The sequence below is a fragment of the Arthrobacter sp. TS-15 genome, from assembly GCF_006964045.1.
Taxonomy (GTDB): Bacteria; Actinomycetota; Actinomycetes; order Actinomycetales; family Micrococcaceae; genus Arthrobacter.
Map to the genome: position 1 here is coordinate 24,877 of NZ_SDXQ01000019.1, position 17,158 is coordinate 42,034.

At 63.7% G+C, this 17,158-nt stretch carries 17 protein-coding genes and 1 pseudogene; 9 read left to right on the forward strand and 9 right to left on the reverse strand.

From position 1 onward, the window contains the following. Positions 1–100 precede the first annotated feature (100 nt). The 3 genes and pseudogenes from EU811_RS07430 (at position 101) to EU811_RS07440 (ending at position 2,423) form a co-directional block, all read left to right on the forward strand. Positions 101–1,051, forward strand: a pseudogene (locus tag EU811_RS07430) (type IV toxin-antitoxin system AbiEi family antitoxin domain-containing protein). A gap of 203 nt (positions 1,052–1,254) precedes the next feature. Beyond that, the gene (locus EU811_RS07435; protein ID WP_142937857.1) at positions 1,255–1,752 is read left to right on the forward strand and encodes a sigma-70 family RNA polymerase sigma factor; all 498 of its coding nucleotides are present in this window, start codon (positions 1,255–1,257) and stop codon (positions 1,750–1,752) included. Further along, positions 1,749–2,423: an anti-sigma factor family protein gene (locus EU811_RS07440; protein WP_142937858.1), complete on the forward strand. Its 675-nt coding sequence runs from the start codon at positions 1,749–1,751 to the stop codon at positions 2,421–2,423. The genes EU811_RS07435 and EU811_RS07440 overlap by 4 nt, the downstream gene beginning before the upstream one ends. Before the next feature lie 3 nt (positions 2,424–2,426). Here the strand turns inward: EU811_RS07440 and EU811_RS07445 are convergent, their stop codons facing one another. The 3 genes from EU811_RS07445 to trmB are packed head-to-tail and all read right to left on the reverse strand — an operon-like array spanning position 2,427 to position 4,241. Next, the gene (locus EU811_RS07445) at positions 2,427–2,921 is read right to left on the reverse strand and encodes a type II toxin-antitoxin system RatA family toxin (RefSeq protein WP_142937859.1); all 495 of its coding nucleotides are present in this window, start codon (positions 2,919–2,921) and stop codon (positions 2,427–2,429) included. After that, the gene (locus EU811_RS07450; protein WP_142937860.1) at positions 2,922–3,314 is read right to left on the reverse strand and encodes a hypothetical protein; all 393 of its coding nucleotides are present in this window, start codon (positions 3,312–3,314) and stop codon (positions 2,922–2,924) included. A 21-nt stretch (positions 3,315–3,335) separates the two neighbouring features. Beyond that, on the reverse strand, positions 3,336–4,241 hold the full coding sequence (gene trmB, locus EU811_RS07455) for a tRNA (guanosine(46)-N7)-methyltransferase TrmB (RefSeq protein ID WP_142937861.1): 906 nt from the start codon (positions 4,239–4,241) through the stop codon (positions 3,336–3,338). Between the two features lie 116 nt (positions 4,242–4,357). Between trmB and EU811_RS07460 the strand changes: the two genes are divergently transcribed. The 3 genes from EU811_RS07460 to EU811_RS07470 all read left to right on the forward strand — a co-directional run bounded on the left by EU811_RS07460 (position 4,358) and on the right by EU811_RS07470 (position 6,503). Further along, the gene (locus EU811_RS07460; protein ID WP_142937862.1) at positions 4,358–4,597 is read left to right on the forward strand and encodes a DUF1272 domain-containing protein; all 240 of its coding nucleotides are present in this window, start codon (positions 4,358–4,360) and stop codon (positions 4,595–4,597) included. Beyond that, the gene (locus tag EU811_RS07465; RefSeq protein ID WP_142937863.1) at positions 4,594–5,154 is read left to right on the forward strand and encodes a pyridoxamine 5'-phosphate oxidase family protein; all 561 of its coding nucleotides are present in this window, start codon (positions 4,594–4,596) and stop codon (positions 5,152–5,154) included. The genes EU811_RS07460 and EU811_RS07465 overlap by 4 nt, the downstream gene beginning before the upstream one ends. Before the next feature lie 71 nt (positions 5,155–5,225). Beyond that, on the forward strand, positions 5,226–6,503 hold the full coding sequence (locus EU811_RS07470) for a CynX/NimT family MFS transporter (protein WP_142937864.1): 1,278 nt from the start codon (positions 5,226–5,228) through the stop codon (positions 6,501–6,503). Positions 6,504–6,579: 76 nt separating this feature from the next. On the opposite strand, the gene EU811_RS07475 is transcribed toward EU811_RS07470, so the two are convergent. Together EU811_RS07475 and EU811_RS07480 are read right to left on the reverse strand one after the other, a co-directional pair. Next, positions 6,580–7,872 (reverse strand): MFS transporter, encoded by a 1,293-nt coding sequence (locus EU811_RS07475; RefSeq protein ID WP_142937865.1) that lies wholly within the window; start codon positions 7,870–7,872, stop codon positions 6,580–6,582. A 30-nt stretch (positions 7,873–7,902) separates the two neighbouring features. Continuing rightward, the gene (locus tag EU811_RS07480) at positions 7,903–9,120 is read right to left on the reverse strand and encodes a M20 metallopeptidase family protein (protein WP_142937866.1); all 1,218 of its coding nucleotides are present in this window, start codon (positions 9,118–9,120) and stop codon (positions 7,903–7,905) included. Between the two features lie 141 nt (positions 9,121–9,261). Here EU811_RS07480 and EU811_RS07485 point away from each other — a divergent pair, with 141 nt between their 5' ends. Further along, positions 9,262–10,293, forward strand: coding sequence for an Lrp/AsnC family transcriptional regulator (locus EU811_RS07485; protein WP_142937867.1), 1,032 nt, complete (start codon positions 9,262–9,264; stop codon positions 10,291–10,293). A gap of 12 nt (positions 10,294–10,305) precedes the next feature. Here the strand turns inward: EU811_RS07485 and EU811_RS07490 are convergent, their stop codons facing one another. Beyond that, entirely contained in the window at positions 10,306–11,040 is a 735-nt protein-coding gene (locus EU811_RS07490; protein WP_446698043.1) for an SAM-dependent methyltransferase, read from the reverse strand. 45 nt (positions 11,041–11,085) lie between these two features. Beyond that, positions 11,086–11,541 carry a redox-sensitive transcriptional activator SoxR gene (soxR, locus tag EU811_RS07495; RefSeq protein ID WP_142937869.1) on the reverse strand — a complete coding sequence of 152 codons (456 nt, stop codon included), beginning with the start codon at positions 11,539–11,541 and terminating at the stop codon, positions 11,086–11,088. Positions 11,542–11,607: 66 nt separating this feature from the next. Here soxR and EU811_RS07500 point away from each other — a divergent pair, with 66 nt between their 5' ends. Together EU811_RS07500 and EU811_RS07505 are read left to right on the forward strand one after the other, a co-directional pair. Next, positions 11,608–12,999 carry an MFS transporter gene (locus tag EU811_RS07500; RefSeq protein WP_142937870.1) on the forward strand — a complete coding sequence of 464 codons (1,392 nt, stop codon included), beginning with the start codon at positions 11,608–11,610 and terminating at the stop codon, positions 12,997–12,999. A 497-nt stretch (positions 13,000–13,496) separates the two neighbouring features. Beyond that, positions 13,497–15,218 carry a DEAD/DEAH box helicase gene (locus tag EU811_RS07505; RefSeq protein ID WP_187697096.1) on the forward strand — a complete coding sequence of 574 codons (1,722 nt, stop codon included), beginning with the start codon at positions 13,497–13,499 and terminating at the stop codon, positions 15,216–15,218. Positions 15,219–15,286: 68 nt separating this feature from the next. Here EU811_RS07505 and EU811_RS07510 read toward each other — a convergent pair whose 3' ends face one another. Then, positions 15,287–15,937, reverse strand: coding sequence for an MBL fold metallo-hydrolase (locus tag EU811_RS07510; protein WP_142937872.1), 651 nt, complete (start codon positions 15,935–15,937; stop codon positions 15,287–15,289). Between the two features lie 4 nt (positions 15,938–15,941). Further along, the gene (locus EU811_RS07515; RefSeq protein WP_142937873.1) at positions 15,942–16,946 is read right to left on the reverse strand and encodes an aldo/keto reductase; all 1,005 of its coding nucleotides are present in this window, start codon (positions 16,944–16,946) and stop codon (positions 15,942–15,944) included. Between the last annotated feature and the right edge of the window lie 212 nt (positions 16,947–17,158).

Here is a 17,158-nt window from a genome sequence, read left to right on the forward strand (position 1 = left end):
TCCAGCGAATTCACCGCATTCCCGGAGTTTCGGCGCGGCGCTTTCCACATAGCCGGAAATGCCCGTTCCGGCCACGGTCCGCGGTGGCCAAGCTGAACCGATGAACACACCTTCAACGCGCAAAGGCGACACCCCGGCGGCCTCGGCACTACCTTCGCGGGGCCACATGTGGAGAACAGACGAGTTACTCCGTTTCGGTCTCAACAGTCGAAATATCAAGGCCTTGGTGGACTCCGGCGAACTGCTTCGCTTGAGATATGGCTGCTACATCCTGAGTGACACATGGAAAGCCTTGGGCCCCAGGCGGCAGGCTTTGGAGCGCATCCTGGCACATGCTCATGGAACGCTGACGTCGTCAACAGGTGGTTTCGTCTATAGCCATTTGTCGGCGGCACGACTCCACGGCCTGTTCGTATGGGGTGTTGATGACAAGGTTCATATCCTTCACTCCGCCAGGCCTTCCTCTGACCGTTCGGGGAAGGACGTTAGAGGACACACGCAAAGCTTTACCGAAGACCATGTTGTGGTGGTTCAGGGTTTGCGGGTGACTACGCTTGAGCGCACGATGTCTGACTGCGCCAGGATGCTGAGTTATCCGAAAGCGCTGGTGATCATGGACCATGGATTGCGTGTGGGCGCAGACCGCAGGGTACTTTCCCAGCTGGCGGCAGTTTCGGCCGGAAAACGAGGTATCCGCACGCTGCGCAAGGCTTTGGACAACGCGGATCCGCGCTCCGAGTCAGCCGGCGAGACGCTGACCCGAGAGCTGATGTAGAGGCTCAGCATCAAGCCCCCACAGCCACAATTCGAGGTCCAGTCCCGCCTGGGCCGTCACCGCATGGACTTCGCTTGGGAAGAGGAAAAACTGGCGCTGGAGTTCGACGGGCGCACCAAATACTTCGATTACAGACCAACGGATGAGGTCATCTTCCAAGAGCGGCGTCGGGAAAAGGCGCTCGTCGAGGAGGGGTGGCGGTTTATCCGGGTCGAGTGGAAGGACTTGTTTCAAGAGCGTGCTTTCAAAGATCGCATCCTTCGTGCACTCGGGTGATGGGCCGTACCCCCAGTTCGCGGGAATCCTGCGTGTTCACACGGAACCTTCCGGTGACGTGGCAGGCTTCCCGCGACCTCGCGTCCCACGGTAGCCCTGGCCGGTTACGACGCCGGTGGGGGAAGAATGGTTCATGAAGCTGAACCTTTTCCTTGCATGCATCGTCGTATAAGCGAAGGGGCAGCGGAGAGAAGGAGGTGGCTATGCCGTTGGACGAGGATGTGGTGGCTGCGATCTACCGCGAGCACGGCACCGCCCTCAAACGCTTCGTACTGAGTTGCACCTCGGACACCCACCAGGCCGATGACGTCGTGCAGGAAACCATCCTCAAGGTGTGGCAGCACGCTCCGCAGATCACGGGGAGTTTGCGCAGCTACCTGTTCCGGACGGCGCGCAACGTGATCATCGACAACTACAGGAAGGCTCAGCGCCGGCCCTCCGAGGCCGGCGAACAAGACCTCCCGGACCATCCTGCGACGGAACGCGTTGATGAACTCCTGAACCGGGTCCTCATGGAGGAGGCGCTGATCCGGCTCAGCCACGAACACCGCCAGGTTTTGGTGGCCCTGCACTACCAGCGGTTCACCGTCACCGAGGCAGCATTGCAGCTGAACATCCCGGCGGGAACCGTGAAATCCCGGGCTTTCTACGCCGTGAAAGCTCTCCGAACAATCCTTGATGAAATGGGGGTGGAACGATGAACGGCAACTCCGTCCACCACTTGCTGGGTGCCTACCTGCTGGGTGGCCTCGAGCCACAGGAAGCGCGCTTGTTTGAAGACCACCTCGCCGCATGCGCTCAATGCCGCCAAGAGTTGGAGCAACTGGAGAGCGTGCCCGCATTGCTTGACGCCGTTCCCGCAGGCGACGCTGTGGCCCTGACTGTCGCCGGTGGCGCGAACGTACTCTCGCCATTGGATCCGAAACCCGAGGTGCTTCCAGAGAAGGTTTTGGTTGACTTGTCGGTTCGCAGGCGGAAATCACGACGCCGGTGGGCGGCTCTGGTGGGTGCCGTTGCCGCTGCCTGCCTTGCGGTTGGTTTTCTCGCCGGGCCGCTGCTGAATCAGCCGCCGAAACCGGACGCCAGCTACTCGGTACAGTCAGACGACGGGCTGCAGTTGACCGTGGGCATGGTGAAGAAGAACTGGGGCACGGAGCTCGAGGTGGAGGGACGCAGCATGCCGCTGGAGGGCACTCTCTACCTGTGGGTGAAGGGCCGGGACGGTGCCGAGGAACGTACCTGCGGATGGACGGCCACGGCCAGTGGCCGGATCAAGATCACAGGTGCCACACCGGTGCAGTTGGCTGGCATCGCCGGTGTTGAGCTTCGCGACGAAGCCCAGAAAACGGTGGCCTCGATTTCGGTGCCGTGAGGCTTACCGGTCCGTAACCTCGTTGGCCTGGGTGCGGAGCTCGGCCACCAAAGTTTGGTCTTCGCAGGCCCGGGCGAATGCCTCGATCCGACGCTCAATTTCCCGGCCGAGCACCCAGCTGCCGATCCCCTCGGCTACGGGCTTCAGGAATGCGGGGCGGCAGGAAAAAGTGTACTTCCAGACTGCCCGTGTGCCGTCGCCGTCCGGGGTGAACCGCCAACCGCCTCCGAAGTTCTCAAAGAACCAAGGCCCGGAAACCATGGTCATACCAACATTCCGTGGAGGTGTGTAAGAGACGTATTCGCTGACCATTTTCAGGCCCATGCGCGAGACGGTCCGCGTCCGGACGCCTTTACCGGCTGCCGTGGCTCCGTCCAGAAAAGCCTGGGCTGAGATGAACGGATCCCATTTGAGCCTGAACTCACCGGTGGTCTGGGACAGTGCGAAGGCCATTTCCGGATCCAACCGAATGAACCGCTCGGCGCGTACCTGCGGCATTTAGAACCCCTGACCTGAGCCGAGCACCAGGAACACCATGAGGACAATGCCAAAGATGTTGACCGCCATGATGGCCAATCCGATGATGCCCGTGATGCGTCCTGCGTTCATGCGGCCGGCACGAAAGACGGCGATCAGCCCGGTCACCACAGCAACCAGGGCCAGTAGGACCGCGACACCCGCCAGGATGAGCGCACCAAACCACCAAGCGTCGTTGCCTTGGTTGTATCGGCTAATTGATGAAGCAATGGCTGCAATGCCCAACGGAATGCTGACTACTGCCGCGATCGGCGAGAGCACGGCTGCGACGATGCTCGTGATCCCGGCGCCCAGCCCCCGGTTCCCGGAACGTTGCGGTTGCTGGTAGTACTCGATCGGTGGCTGATAGCTCATGATTCCCCCAAAGTCCTGCGGTTAGATTTTGCGGTAGGTGAGATCAAAGATCATGCGCCCGGCCTCGTGGGCTTTGTTCTCGAAGCTTGTCCGGATCCGGCCATCGAACCGGGGAGCCCAACCGCCTTCTTCATCCACGCCTTCGTTCGGTCCTGTGTGCTCGGTGCTTACTGGCGCGCGGCCTTCCCTGACGGGCGCACCGCCAACAACAGACTCGACGCCGGATTGCCACACCTGCGTCAACGGGCTCTCTTCGCCGCTGCGCTCGCCTTCGTGCATATTCTCGAACTCTGTGGACCCTGCCAGCACTTCGCGGACGTGGACTGCATAGTTGGACCAGTCGGTTGCGATGCGCCAGTAACCGCCCGTGACCAGTGCCTTGGCAGCTACGGAAGCGAAGGCAGGCTGGATGAGCCGGCGCTTGTGGTGGCGGGCCTTGTGCCAAGGGTCCGGGAAGAACACCCAAAGCTCGCTGACCGAACCCTCCGGGAGCATCGACTCAAGGACCTCGGGAGCGTTGGCTTCCACCACGCGCACGTTGGTCAGCCCGCGGCTGTTGATCTTGATGATGGTGTTGGCCAGCCCCGGCGTGTAGACCTCTACGGCAAGGAAGTCCTTGTCCGGGTTCTGCTCGGCCGCATGAACCACGGCGTCACCCAGGCCGGACCCGATCTCCACGATCAGGGGTGCCTTACGCCCAAAGACTGCCTCGGCGTCGAAGGTGTAATCAGGGTGGACGGACGTATTGGCTACGTGGCGCGGCACCTGGATGGCCCAGCGCTCGGCGTGCTCTTCCCACGCGGCCTGCCTGCGGCCCTGCAAACGGGTGCCACGGCGCACGAAGCTGACCGGGCGGCCACCGTAGGTTCCGAAGGAGGCCTGGGTGCCGGGCGTGACGGGTCGCGGGGAATCTGGGGTTTCACTCATCACTTCCAGAATACTTGGGTTCGGATGCGAGGATCCTCTGCGTTCCGGATCAAACGATCAGCGCCGGTGCACGGCCGTGGCAGGGAGAGTTGTGACCCTGTGGGTAGAGTTGCCTGATGCTTGAGATCCGCCCGAACTGTGAATGCTGCAACCGTGACATCCCGCCCTCTGGAGAGGCCTACATTTGTACGTTTGAGTGCACGTGGTGCCCGGACTGTGTTGACCGGTTCCCTCATCGGTCTTGCCCGAACTGCGGTGGAAACCTTCAGCTACGCCCTGTCCGGCCCGCTGCCGCCTTGGTCAACAATCCTGCCAGCACCACGCGGGTTGTTTCTCCCGGCTGTCTCGGGCAATGAATACAAGCGAGGAGACGCTGGAGCGGGTTCTGGGATCTCTGGTGGCGGCCACCAAAGGGCGCACCCCTTTTACGCTCGGTTTCCTGGGCACCACGGGAACGGACGGAGGAGCGCGGGTCCGTGCGGTCATCATCCGGGAGGTGGACCGCGCCGCTTACCGGGTCAAGGTGGCCACCAACTCCTTGTCCCGTAAGGTCTCGGAGATTGGCCACCAGCCACGGGTGGCACTGACCTTGTACGACGACGAGCGCGGGGTTCAGCTGCGCATCAGAGGTGACGCTGCGGTGGTCGACGATGAGAAGGAACGACGCCGGGCATGGGAGCGGTTCAGCCCGAACAGCCGGCACCTTTATGCGTCCCGGCTGGTTCCGGGGACTCCCTGCCCGGATGAGCGTGTTGATGGCCCGGGTGATGTTGAGACGGCCATGGAGCGTTTTGCCTGGATCAGAATCGACATGACGGATCTGGACTGGTTGGACCTGTCGGGCGATGCCCACATCCGCTGGCAGTTCACCCGCGACGACGACGGCTGGCACGGACAGGAAATTGTTGCCTGAGATCCGGTCACATCCCGGGCAATGGCTGCCAGCTGGGGGCTTAGGAATCACTGGCTGACAGAATAGGGCGGGTGACCTCCTCCAAGACCCCCGGCTACCCAGAGAAGTCTGTCCTCCCTGAGATCGCGGTGGACGCGGAGATCGACGAAGAGCCGGCACCCGATCCCACCCAGCTCCGAGGCAAGAGGGGCCTGGTTTACCTGGGCATCTGCCTGGTCCTGATCGGTCTGAACCTGCGGACGGTCTTCTCCAGCTTCTCCGCCGTCCTGCCGGAAATAACCTCCGACGCCGGTCTGCCGGGCTGGTCGCTGGTGGTCCTCACCACCGTGCCGGTGACGTTGCTGGGCGTCTTCGCCCCGCTCGCCCCCATTCTGGCCCGCAGGTTCGGCGCAGAACGGGTGCTCCTCGGGGCCATGGCTGTGCTTACCGCGGGGCTGGTGATCAGGCCCCTGGAGATCCCCGGCGCCGGACACCTCCCCGCACTCCTCGCCGGAACCGCCGCCTGCGGTGCTGCAATCGCCTTGTGCAATGTCCTTCTTCCCGGCGTGGTCAAACGGGACTTTCCGCACCGCCTGGGTCTGATGGGAGGCCTCTACACCACTGCGATCTGTGCGTCGGCTGCCCTTGGCGCGGGCTTCACGTATCCGGTCTTTACGGCAACCGGCCACTGGACTTCGGCGCTGTGGTTCTGGGCGGTGCCTGCCGCCGTCGTACTTTTGCTCTTTCTGCCGCTGGCAGTCCGCCAGCCGTCGGTAAAGCACCAGGTGACCCACGGTGGCGTGAACGTGTGGCGGTCAGCCGTGGCCTGGCAGGTGACGCTGTTCATGGTGCTGCAGGCCATGATGTCGTTCAGCGTATTTGCGTGGATGGCGCCCATACTCCGCGACCGGGGGATCGACGGGGGAACGGCGGGGCTGATCGTGTCGGTGTCGATTGTGCTTCAGATGCTGGGCTCACTGTTTGCCCCTGCGCTGGCTACGCGTTTCAAGGACCAGCGGATCATCAACATGGTGGTGGCTCTGATGACAGGTGGCGGTTTTGCGCTCACGATCTTTGGCCCCACGGAACTCATCTGGATCTGGACCGGGCTCAACGGCCTGGGCCAGGGGTCGTTGACCGCCGTGGCCCTCACTATGATCATGGTCCGCACCCGCGACGCCCACACTGCCGCGCACCTGTCCGGAATGATGCAGGGCGTCGGCTACGGAGTGGGTTCCCTTGGCACGTTGATGGTGGGCCAGCTGCACCAAGCCACAGGAGGGTTCGCGGCCGCCGGAATCCTGTTCCTGGTGGTCGGTTCCCTGGCGGCCTTCTTCGGATACCGGGCCGGCCGCGACCGCTTCGTTTAACGTTGTGAGGCCCACTCTGCATCCCAGAAGCCCTGGGAAGAGCGCAGGGCGGGCCTCGCAACGAAAGCCGGAGCAGCTAGACGGTGAGGTCCTTGCCTTTGGTCTCCGGGATGGAGAAGGCAAACGCGATGCCCACCAGAAGCAGGAGCACGGCGTACACGTTGAACAGTTGAGCTTGCCCGATGGTGCCGAGCCACGTCTGCAGGTACGGAGCCGTGCCACCGAACACGGCAACGCAGATGGAGTACGGGACGCCGACGCCGATGGTGCGGATGTGCGTGGGGAAGAGCTCTGCGTAGACGGCCGGGACGATCGCAGCGCTGCCGGCGATGAAGAACAGCATCACGGACATGGACACTGCCAGCTGCCACGGTGAGTCTTTGAGGAGCCACGTCATGGGGAAGTGCATGAGCGCGGCACCTGCGGAGGAAGCGATGATCACCGGTTTACGGCCGATGCGATCGGACAGTTTGCCCCAGAACGGCAGGGCGGCAATGAACACCACGTTGGCGATCACACCTGCCCAGAGCGCCTCTCCGCGGTCCATCTTCAGGGAGGTTGCTGCGTAGCTCGGTGCCACCACGCCCCAGATGTAGTACACAACGGTCAGGCCAACAGTGAGGCCGATGACCTGCATCGCCTGCTTGCGGTACTTCACGATCTGCGGCCAGATGGGCAAGCGCTTCTCGTTGGGAGTCTCAGCCTCAAAAGCCTCGGTTTCCTTCATCTTGGCCCGCATGAACAGGGCGTAGATGCCCAGTGCGCCACCGATCAGGAACGGGATACGCCAACCCCAGGCGCTCATATCGTCCTTGCTGAGGGTCGCGGTGAGGATAGCGCCCAGCAGCGTGCCGGCCAGGATCCCGGCGGTACCGGAGGTGTAGATGAGCGTGGCCCAGAAGCCGCGGTGTTCCTTGGGTGCCATCTCGGACAAGTACGTTTGCGACGACGGCAGCTCGCCACCGTGGGCGAGGCCCTGGATGAGCCGGGCCACCAGAAGCGTCACCGAAGCGAAGGCTCCAACAGCAGCGAACGTTGGGGCGATGCCGATGAGGAGGCTGCCCACCGCGCCCAGTGCCACAGCCACCGTCATGGAGGTCTTGCGGCCAATCCTGTCGCCGATCCAGCCGAACACGAACCCACCGAACGGACGGGCAACGAACCCGACGGCGAAGATCGCCAAGGTGGACAGCACGGCTGAGGTGGGGTCGGCTTGGCTGAAGAGAGCACTCGCGATGAACGGCGAGAACGTGGCGTAGATTGCCCAGTCGTACCATTCAACGGCGTTGCCGATGCCGGTGCCAACCAGCGTGCGCATGTGGGATTTGTGGACCTTGACGTCGGGGGACGTTCCTACGGTGGTGCTCATGTGGTTCTCCAAGATCAGGCGGGCAGGGAGTTAGTTGCCGGCGAGGGCAGCGATGCGGGATACGGCAAGTTCGGCATACAGCGCCGCGCCGTCGGTGAGGACGCCGTCGTCGAACAGTGCGTATGGCGAGTGGTTGAACGGCGACGTCGTGTGGTCGGCGCCGGGGGCAACGGCGCTGAGCCCCACAAAGGTGCCGGGAACTTCGGCGAGGACGCGGGAGAAGTCCTCGGAACCGCTCAGGGGAGTTGCCATGCGGGTGTGGCGGGATTCGCCGAACATTCCGGCGATGACCTTCTCCGCGGTGGTGGTTTGGTCCTCGTCGTTGATGGTGAGGGGGTATTCCTCTTGGTAGTGCACGTCTGCCTCCAAACCGTGGGCTGCCGCGATGCCATGCAGAAGCCTGGGTACTGCTTCCATCATCTTGCGGCGGGACTCTTCGGAGAAGGTCCTGATGGTGGCTTCGATGCGGGCGGTCTCGGGGATGACGTTGCGCTTGGTTCCTGCATGCAGGACGCCGACGGTCAGGACTACGGGATCGAACATGTTGAACTGGCGCGTGACCATGACCTGGAGTGCGGTGACCATCTCGGCAGCGGCGGTGACGGGGTCCTTGGCGGAGTGGGGGGCGGAGCCGTGGCCGCCCGCGCCAAGCACAGTGACAACGAGTCCGTCGGAGGAACTGAGCATGACGCCGGGCTTGGTGACGAACTGGCCATGCGGTTCGAGCGCGGAGAACACGTGCATTCCGTAGGCGGTGTCGGCGCGACGACCGGCAGCATCCAAAACGCCTTCCTTGATCATGTAGCTCGCACCGTCAAAGCCTTCTTCGCCGGGCTGGAACATGAGGATGACATCGCCGGCCAGCTGATCGCGATGCTCCGCGAGGAGGGTGGCCGCGCCAGCGAGCATGGAGGTGTGGAGGTCATGGCCGCAAGCGTGCATCGCGTTGTCCACACGGGAGGTGTAGTCCACGCCGGTCCTCTCCTGCACAGGGAGTCCATCCATGTCTGCGCGCAACAGCACCACCGGCTTCTCGGCTGAAGCGTGAGCTGCACCGCCGCGCAGAACCGCAGTGACCGACGTCGTCTCCTTGCCGAGGGTGATCTCATACGGAAGTCCGTCCAGCGCCTTGAGTACCTTCTCCTGCGTGTGGGGGAGCTGCAGCCCAATCTCCGGTTCGCGGTGGAGGTCGTGGCGGAGGCGGACGATGTCGTCCCGCAGTTCCTTGGCTTCGGAAGCAATGGTCATGAGTTCTCCTGGTCTTTCCCGGTGACTGGTTCCTTATGCCATTCTGAGGTGATGTGATTCACAAGTTCCCAAACAACTGTAAATATGCACCTGCAGCCATCATTTGACAGGAAACATGCATGGTTCTGAGAAAATGTACTCATGGAACTCAGTGAGGAAGACCTGCGCCTGGTCAACGCCCTACAGATCTCACCTAGGATCAGTTGGTCCGACGCCGGCGACGTCCTCGGCGTCCACGCCACCACCCTTGCGTCCCGGTGGGAGCGCATGCGGGCGTCAGGCGCAGCTTGGACCACCGCGCACCTGATGGGCGATCCAAAAGATATGTGTCTGGCCATGGTGGACATCGACTGCGAAATGCACCTCAGGCCGGACGTTACCTCGGCCGTCGCTCAGCTTCCCGAGGTGATCACCGTGGAAGAAGCTGCCAGCAACCGTGACCTCATGCTGACGGTGATCACCCAGGACCTGGGGCAATTCAGCACTCAGGTAGTGCCCAGGCTCAAGGAAATTCGAGGACTCACCAAGTACCACACAGCTCTCTGTACGCGGATTCATACCAGCGGCTACGCGTGGCGGCTCAACGTCCTCAGCAAAGCGGAACAACAAGCGCTCAAGGCGCTCGCCGGACCCGAATCAGCAAACCCGTACGACGCCACGGTGGCCCCACTCCCGGACACCCACTTGGCTCTCATCCCGTTCCTGGCTCGCGACGGACGGGCCACGGCAGCAGAAATCGCCCGTGCCCTGAACAGAAACCCCGCCACCGTCCAGCGGCAACTGGGCAGGGTCCTGAGCAGCCGGATGCTGTCCTTCCGCTGCGAAATTGCTCAGCAGTTCTCCGGCTTCCCCATCACGGTCCAGTGGTTCGCGAACGTGCCCGCAGGCGAGCACGAGGCCGCCGCCACGGAACTCAGGGCCATCCGGAACATCCGCTTCTCCGCGTCCACCACGGGCCGCACCAACTTCACCATGATCATGTGGCTGCGATCCCTGGCTGACGTCATGGAAATGGAGCTCACCATCCAGCAACGGATCCCGGGCATCGAACTGGTGGAGAGTGTGGTCATGCTGAACACGGCCAAGCGCGTCGGCTGGATGCTGAACCCGGACTCCACCGCCACCGGAACAGTGGTGCCACCCTACGGTGAGCTACTTCCGTCCGGTATTTAGACGCGCCGGTGTTTAGGCGTGCTTCCTTGCTCTCAGGACTGTGTCCAACGTGGTGCCGGACTCACCGTTAGGTCCTTCAATAGTCCGCGCCCTGTCCGTGAGGACCTCAACAAACCACGGCTCGCGATCCAGCCGCAGGGCACCCGCCAACTGCTCCGGCGTGAAGAACATGCCGGACTCGTGATGGTGACTCCACGGAGGGAGCCCGTGCGGGTGATGCCCCACGATCAACAACGTCCCGCCGGGTGCGACGGCGGCCGCCGCTTTTGACGCCGAGTCCCGCCACGGCAACAGCGGGGAGTGGAGGAACTGTGCCGAGACCAAATCAAACACCGGCTCCGGCTCCCACTCGGTGAGGTCCTGCTGCTGCCACGTGATCCGGTCCGCATGATCGGTCTCCGCTGCATGGGCTGCTGCCCGTTCAAGCGCGACGGCGGACACGTCCAACGCGGTGACAGTCCAGCCCTGCTGTGCCAACCAGATAGCGTCGCCGCCTTCCCCGGAGCCCAGATCCAGCGCCTTCCCCGGCTTCAGTCCGGTAACCTCGGCAACCAGCTGCGGGTTGGGGTTCCCGCTCCAAATCTTGGCGCGCTCCCGGTACATGCCGTCCCACATGTCCGCGGCATTGTCAGCGTCCTCGTGGAGGTTCAGGCCGCCCTGCTGAGAGCCATCATGGGTGTGCTGCGCCCCTTCATGGGTGTGCTGACCGTGGTGGTGAGTGCCGGCGTCGTGCGTTTGTTCAGTCATAACCCAAGCGTGCCGCGACGCTGCGCTCAAAGGCAATGCCTGTTGCTATTCCGGCAAAGTCCAACGCTGCGCGCCCGCACCGGAGGCTCCGAGCTCGTCCGACGGATTCTGCAGCGTGCACGACTTCAGGCTCAAGCAGCCGCAGCCGATGCACCCGTCCAGGTCATTGCGAAGGTGCTGGAGGGCTGCGATGCGCTGGTCCAGTTCCTCGCGCCACCGCTGGGAGAGCCTGGCCCAGTCGCGTTTGGTGGGTGTCCGGCCGTCAGGCAGGGAATCCAGCGCCTCGCGGATGTCCTTCAGGGGCAGGCCCACCCGTTGGGAGGTCTTGATGAACGCGACCCGCCGCAGCGTTTCGCGGCGGTAGCGCCGTTGGTTGCCGGCCGTCCGGTCTGCTTCGATGAGCCCGTTCCGCTCGTAAAAATGAAGGGCCGACGCCGACACTCCACTTCGCTCGGACAACTCACCGATAGTGAGGGGCCGGTGCGTTGTGGCTTGTTGCATGGTTTCGCTTTCTTGGCGGGGCGGTGGATTGACCTCAACATTAGTTGAGGTTCTAGGCTGGCGTCCATGACCTCTGACACCTCAACGGCCGGGATACTGCGCCGCCCATACCTGCTGGCCACCGTGGGGGCGTGCGCACTCGTGTTCCTGAGCGCGTTCGAGTCCCTCGCGGTGACCACCATCATGCCGCTCGTCAGCCGCGACCTGGACGGAGCCAGCCTCTACGCGCTGGCCTTCGCCGGCCCGCTTGCTACGGGCGTGATGGGCATGGTGGCCGCGGGTAACTGGTCGGATCGTCGTGGTCCCGCGGCGCCGCTGTACACCTCCGTAGCATTGTTCGTGGCTGGCCTGTTGATCGCCGGAATGGCCGGAACCATGGAAATGCTGGTGCTCGGACGCTTGGTCCAGGGACTTGGTGGCGGCGCAATGACCGTGGCCCTCTACGTCCTGGTGGCCCGCGTATACCAGCCTGTACTGCACCCTAAGATCTTTGCCGCCTTCGCCGCATCCTGGGTGGTGCCGTCCCTGATTGGTCCCTTTGCTGCGGGTGTGGTGGCCCAGCTCAGCAGTTGGCACTGGGTGTTCCTCGGGGTTGTGGGCCTGGTCATTCCTGCGCTGCTGATGGTGGTTCCGGCAGTGCGCGGGATGGATACGCGGCCTCCCGAGGAGCCTGTCCCCTGGGCCTTCGGCCGGATGGGGTGGGCGGCGCTCGCAGCCGCCGCCGTCCTCGGACTGAACCTGTCCGCAGAGGTTCCGGGCGTGGGTGGGGCGATTGCCGTCGTCGCTCTTGTCCTTGCTCTGGTGGCTGTCCGCCCGTTGGTTCCGCGGGGGACCCTCACTGCCCGGCGCGGCCTGCCCAGTGTGATCCTGGTGCGCGGTTTGGCATCGGCGGCGTTCTTCGGGGCCGAGGTGTATTTGCCGTATTTGCTGACTGAGCGCTACGCGTTCACCCCCACCTTCGCCGGGCTGACGCTGACTGGTGCCGCGCTGGCGTGGGCCGGGGCGTCGGCGATCCAGGGGAGGCTCGGTGCGCGGCTGGCGGACGATCTTGCCGTCAAGATCGGCGCTGCCTTGGTGCTTATTGCCGTGATCTCCACCCTGGTGACCGCGGCCTTCAGCCTGCCCGCGGCCGTGGCCATTGCCGGGTGGATCCTGGCCGGTGGCGGCATGGGGCTGATGTACCCGCGGCTCTCGGTGATGACGTTGGCACTGTCCACAGAGGAAAACCAGGGCTTCAACAGCGCAGCCATGTCCATCTCCGATTCCCTCGGCGGGGCCCTGTCCCTTGCGGCAACGGGGCTCGTGTTCGCAGCCTTTACTGCCAGCCCGTTCGCTGCTGTTTTCGCGCTGACGGCCGTGATCGCCGTCGTCGGGATAGTCATCGCACCCAGGGTTGCCGCCCGCTCCGCAGCACCCGTGCCTCGTGACGCCGAACCGGAGCTCACTCGCCACTCCTGACCCGTTGTGAGGCCTGCTCTGCATGGTTTGGGGGCCGTGAGCCATGCAAAGCGGGCCTCGCAACGGGAGGGCGTGTGTTGTGAGGCCTGCTCTGCGCACTATGCGAGCCGTGAAGGGTGCAAAGCGGGCCTCGCAACGCGGAGGGCGTGCGTTGTGAGGCCTACTCTGCATGGTTTGGGGGCCGTGAAGGGTGCAAAGCGGGCCTCGCAACGCGAGCCTGAACAGCCCCGATGCGGGTCCGCCGTGGAATCACTGCTAAGCTAGGAACACTTGATGTGCGGTGACGCCCTGAAGCAGGTGGCCGGAAAGGCTACGCGGCGGGGCATTTTTCATGTGAGAGGCACATCCTGCGTCGATGAACGCGTTCTATTTGGTCCCGGCCACCGCTGCTAAAGCGAATCGGTAGACCACCTGACTTTTCCTCGGCGAACCCCTGGCCCAACCGGCGTCGGGGGCCGATGTCCGCACCTGGACACCGCCCGAAAGACATGAAGTTTATGACTACTTTTGCTGCCCTTGGCACGCCCAAGCCCATTGCTGAATCCCTCGCCGCAGATGGCATCGAAGAGGCATTCCCCATCCAGGTCAAGACCCTCCCGGATACGCTCGCAGGCCGCGACGTCCTGGGCCGTGGCCGCACCGGTTCCGGTAAGACCATTGCCTTCGCCATCCCGCTCGTGGCCCGCTTGGCCGAGCGCGAAGCAAAGCACTTCCGCAAGCCCGGCCGCCCCATGGGCCTCGTCCTTGCACCGACCCGCGAACTGGCAACCCAGATCAACGCCACCATTGAGCCGCTGGCCAAGGCCATGGGCCTGAACACCACGGTCATCTACGGCGGCATCTCCCAGGCACGCCAGGAAAAGGCGCTGCGCGCCGGCGTCGACATCGTCATCGCCTGCCCGGGCCGCCTCGAAGACCTGATCCGCCAGCGCATCCTGACCCTCGAAGCCGTTGAGGTCACCGTGCTGGACGAGGCAGACCACATGGCTGACCTCGGCTTCCTCCCGGTAGTCAAGAAGCTCATGGACATGACCCCCACCCAGGGTCAGCGCCTGCTCTTCTCCGCGACGTTGGACAACGGTGTTGACAAGCTGGTCAACCGTTACCTCTCCAACCCGCTGACGCACTCCGTGGACGATCCCCAGGCCGCTGTCACCACCATGGAACACCACGTCCTGGTGGTCAACGATCAGACCGTCAAGAAGCAGCTCATTGTTGAACTGGCCTCCGGCGCCGGCCGCCGCGTCCTCTTCATGCGGACCAAGCATCACGCCCGCAAGCTCGCGAAGACCCTCACGGATGCCGGCATCCCCGCCGTCGACCTTCACGGCAACCTGTCGCAGAACGCCCGCGACCGCAATCTTGCCGAGTTCTCCAACGGTGACGTCCGCGTCCTGGTGGCCACCGACGTCGCAGCCCGCGGCGTGCACGTTGACGACGTCGAACTCGTCATCCACGTGGACCCGCCCACAGAGCACAAGGCCTACCTGCACCGCTCCGGCCGTACGGCCCGCGCCGGTTCCGATGGCACCGTGGTTACTCTGACGCTCCCCGAGCAGCAGAGCGACGTCAAGAAGCTCATGAAGGCTGCCGGCGTTGACGTTTCCTTCGAGCGGGTCACGGCCAACTCACCGTTGGTTGCCGATCTGGTTGGCGACATCGCGGACAAGGTTGATCCCCGTACCCGTGCGGCTCTTCTCGCGGCTAAAACCCAGCAGGGTGGCGGCACGTCAACTGGCGCCAACGCCCAGCGCAAGCGCGCCCGCCGCTCCACGCAGGCTGCTCCCACCGCTGGTGGCCGCGGTGGTCGGAACGGTCGCGGCAAGGTTGGGGCTGAGCCGGTTCGTACGGACACCAACCGTGCAGATCGCCGCGCAGCAATGAACGACGACGTCGCACGCAGCCCGCGCGGTCGCGGCAAGGCCGGCGCTACTCACCGCAACGACGTTCCCGGCTCGCAGGGCCAGAACGGCCGCAGCGGCCGTCCGGCTACCGGCCAGCGTTCAGCTTCGGCTCCGCGCACGGCATCCACCACCTCGACGCGTACGGGCGGGAACAAGGCCGTATGGTCCTCCGCTACGGGCGCGACGTCCGGCGGATCCTACGGTTCAGGTGCTTCCGGCAACTCCGGTCGTGGTGGTTCCGGCGCAGGTCGTCCGGCACGCAGCGGCCCGCGTCGTGCATCAGCTCCCGCGTCCAACGAGCGTCGCGGCCGCTAAGTCTCGCGTTGTGAGGCCCCCTCTGCACGTTTTCCGGAGGGAATTGCATGCAGAGTAGGCCCCACAAGTTACCAGCCTCGGGCGCGCCACTCCTCAAGGTGTGGCCGCTCGGCACCCAGTGTCGTGGGCAATCCATGGCCCGGGTGAACCAGGGTTTCGTCCGGATAAGCGTCGAACAGTCGCTCCTGCACGTCGTTCAACAGAGAAGTGAAGCGTGCGGAATCGTTCTGTGTGTTGCCGACGCCACCCGGAAACAACGAGTCGCCACTGAAAATGTGGGCCGGCCCGTCCGGATCCTGGTACACGAAAGCGATCGAGCCCGGGGTGTGTCCACGCAGGTGGACCGCCGTGAGCTCAACATCGTCAAACCGCTCAACGTCGCCGTGACCAAGGCGGACATCCACCGGAACCGGCAACGCATCGGCGTCGTCTGCTCCAGCTGAGGTGCTTGCGCTGGTGACGGCGACCAACTCAGGCAGCGCACGGACGTGGTCCCAGTGCTGGTGGGTGGTGGCAATCCTGGCCAGTTTGGGCTGCGCGGCCGTGTCAGCGGCACTGTCCATCAGAAGCTGCTGAATGGCAGGGAGGTCGTCGGCGGCATCGATCAGCACCTGCGTACCCGTGGACTTGGAAGTCAACAGATACACGTTGTTGTTCATCTCGCTGACAGAAATGCTGCGGATAGTGACGTCACGCAGTGAGTGAATAAGTGAATCCATTCGTTCAGCCTACGTTCTTGGCTTCGCGGCCCTGTGACACCCAGTTGGGGTCGGCAGAGCGTGAACCCACGACGGCGGCTGCGGCTTGGTGGAGCTTCTCAAGTTGTGCTGTTCCCAGTTGCAGGGACAGCGCCCCCAGGTTCTCGTCGATCCGGTGCGTTTTGCGCGTGCCGGGGATGGGGACCACAGAAATCCCGAGGCGCTGACCTTGGGTGAACAGCCAAGCCAGGGCTACTTGGGCCGGAGTTGCATCCAGCCCACTGGCTACCTCGCGGACCGCCGCCACTACGGCCTGGTTCGCATCAAGTGCCTCGTCGCCAAAACGGGGGATCTTGTGGCGGAAGTCATTTTCCCCAAGGTCGCCCGCGCTGACGGTTCCCGTGAGGAACCCGCGGCCAAGCGGCGAATAAGGCACAAACCCGACGCCAAGTTCCTTGGCTGCAGGAACAACGTTGAGTTCAACATCCCTGCTCCAGATTGACCATTCACTCTGGACCGCGGCAATGGGATGGACGGCGTTGGCCTGCCTGAGCTCCTCGGCTGTCACTTCAGACAAACCGAGGTGCCGGACCTTGCCCTCACGGACCAGCTCCGCCATGGCCTCCACGGTTTCCACTATCGGAACGCGGAGGTCACGGCGGTGCATGTAGTAGAGGTCAATCACGTCAGTGCCCAGACGGCGGAGGCTCGCTTCCGCCGCTTGCCTGATGTAGGGCGCATCCCCGCGGACTCCCGTGTACCCGTCCGCGGGGTTGCCCTCAATTCCAAACTTTGTGGCTACTTGGACTTCGTCGCGCCGCTCCTTCAAGAGCCTGCCTACGAGTTCCTCGTTGCTGCCTGCGCCGTATACATCTGCGGTGTCGATGAACGTAATACCGGCGTCCACCGCGTGCCGCAGCGTTTTGAGCCCTTCATCAGGCTCGATTCCGCCATAGACCGGGGTCAGGGCCATTCCGCCGAAACCGAGCTGGCTTACAGTGAGGCCATCGCCGAGTTGAACTTCAGTCATGAACTTCTCCAATACGCGTAGGTGTTCCAGAGTGCCCTTTGATGGCGTGAACTCCACGGACGCTACGGGTATTCCTGCTGGGGTCCGACTCTTGCGCTTACCCGCGCGCTGCGCACCTCCCTGCCCTGCGCACCTCCTTGCCGGCCATTTCGGGGGTTCCCTGCTAGAAGTGCCGGGCGCACGGCACGTTTCGCAGGGAACCATCGAAATGG

Excerpts from the sequence above, each read along its gene's own strand:
- EU811_RS07465 (WP_142937863.1), top strand. The coding sequence starts at position 4,594 with ATGAATACAAGCGAGGAGACGCTGGAGCGGGTTCTGGGATCTCTGGTG.
- EU811_RS07480 (WP_142937866.1), bottom strand. The coding sequence starts at position 9,120 with ATGACCATTGCTTCCGAAGCCAAGGAACTGCGGGACGACATCGTCCGC.
- EU811_RS07500 (WP_142937870.1), top strand. The coding sequence starts at position 11,608 with ATGACCTCTGACACCTCAACGGCCGGGATACTGCGCCGCCCATACCTG.
- EU811_RS07515 (WP_142937873.1), bottom strand. The coding sequence starts at position 16,946 with ATGACTGAAGTTCAACTCGGCGATGGCCTCACTGTAAGCCAGCTCGGT.
- EU811_RS07475 (WP_142937865.1), bottom strand. The coding sequence starts at position 7,872 with ATGAGCACCACCGTAGGAACGTCCCCCGACGTCAAGGTCCACAAATCC.
- EU811_RS07510 (WP_142937872.1), bottom strand. The coding sequence starts at position 15,937 with ATGGATTCACTTATTCACTCACTGCGTGACGTCACTATCCGCAGCATT.
- EU811_RS07445 (WP_142937859.1), bottom strand. The coding sequence starts at position 2,921 with ATGCCGCAGGTACGCGCCGAGCGGTTCATTCGGTTGGATCCGGAAATG.
- EU811_RS07450 (WP_142937860.1), bottom strand. The coding sequence starts at position 3,314 with ATGAGCTATCAGCCACCGATCGAGTACTACCAGCAACCGCAACGTTCC.
- EU811_RS07460 (WP_142937862.1), top strand. The coding sequence starts at position 4,358 with ATGCTTGAGATCCGCCCGAACTGTGAATGCTGCAACCGTGACATCCCG.
- EU811_RS07490 (WP_446698043.1), bottom strand. The coding sequence starts at position 11,040 with ATGACTGAACAAACGCACGACGCCGGCACTCACCACCACGGTCAGCAC.
- trmB (WP_142937861.1), bottom strand. The coding sequence starts at position 4,241 with ATGAGTGAAACCCCAGATTCCCCGCGACCCGTCACGCCCGGCACCCAG.
- EU811_RS07505 (WP_187697096.1), top strand. The coding sequence starts at position 13,497 with ATGACTACTTTTGCTGCCCTTGGCACGCCCAAGCCCATTGCTGAATCC.
- EU811_RS07485 (WP_142937867.1), top strand. The coding sequence starts at position 9,262 with ATGGAACTCAGTGAGGAAGACCTGCGCCTGGTCAACGCCCTACAGATC.
- EU811_RS07435 (WP_142937857.1), top strand. The coding sequence starts at position 1,255 with ATGCCGTTGGACGAGGATGTGGTGGCTGCGATCTACCGCGAGCACGGC.
- soxR (WP_142937869.1), bottom strand. The coding sequence starts at position 11,541 with ATGCAACAAGCCACAACGCACCGGCCCCTCACTATCGGTGAGTTGTCC.
- EU811_RS07440 (WP_142937858.1), top strand. The coding sequence starts at position 1,749 with ATGAACGGCAACTCCGTCCACCACTTGCTGGGTGCCTACCTGCTGGGT.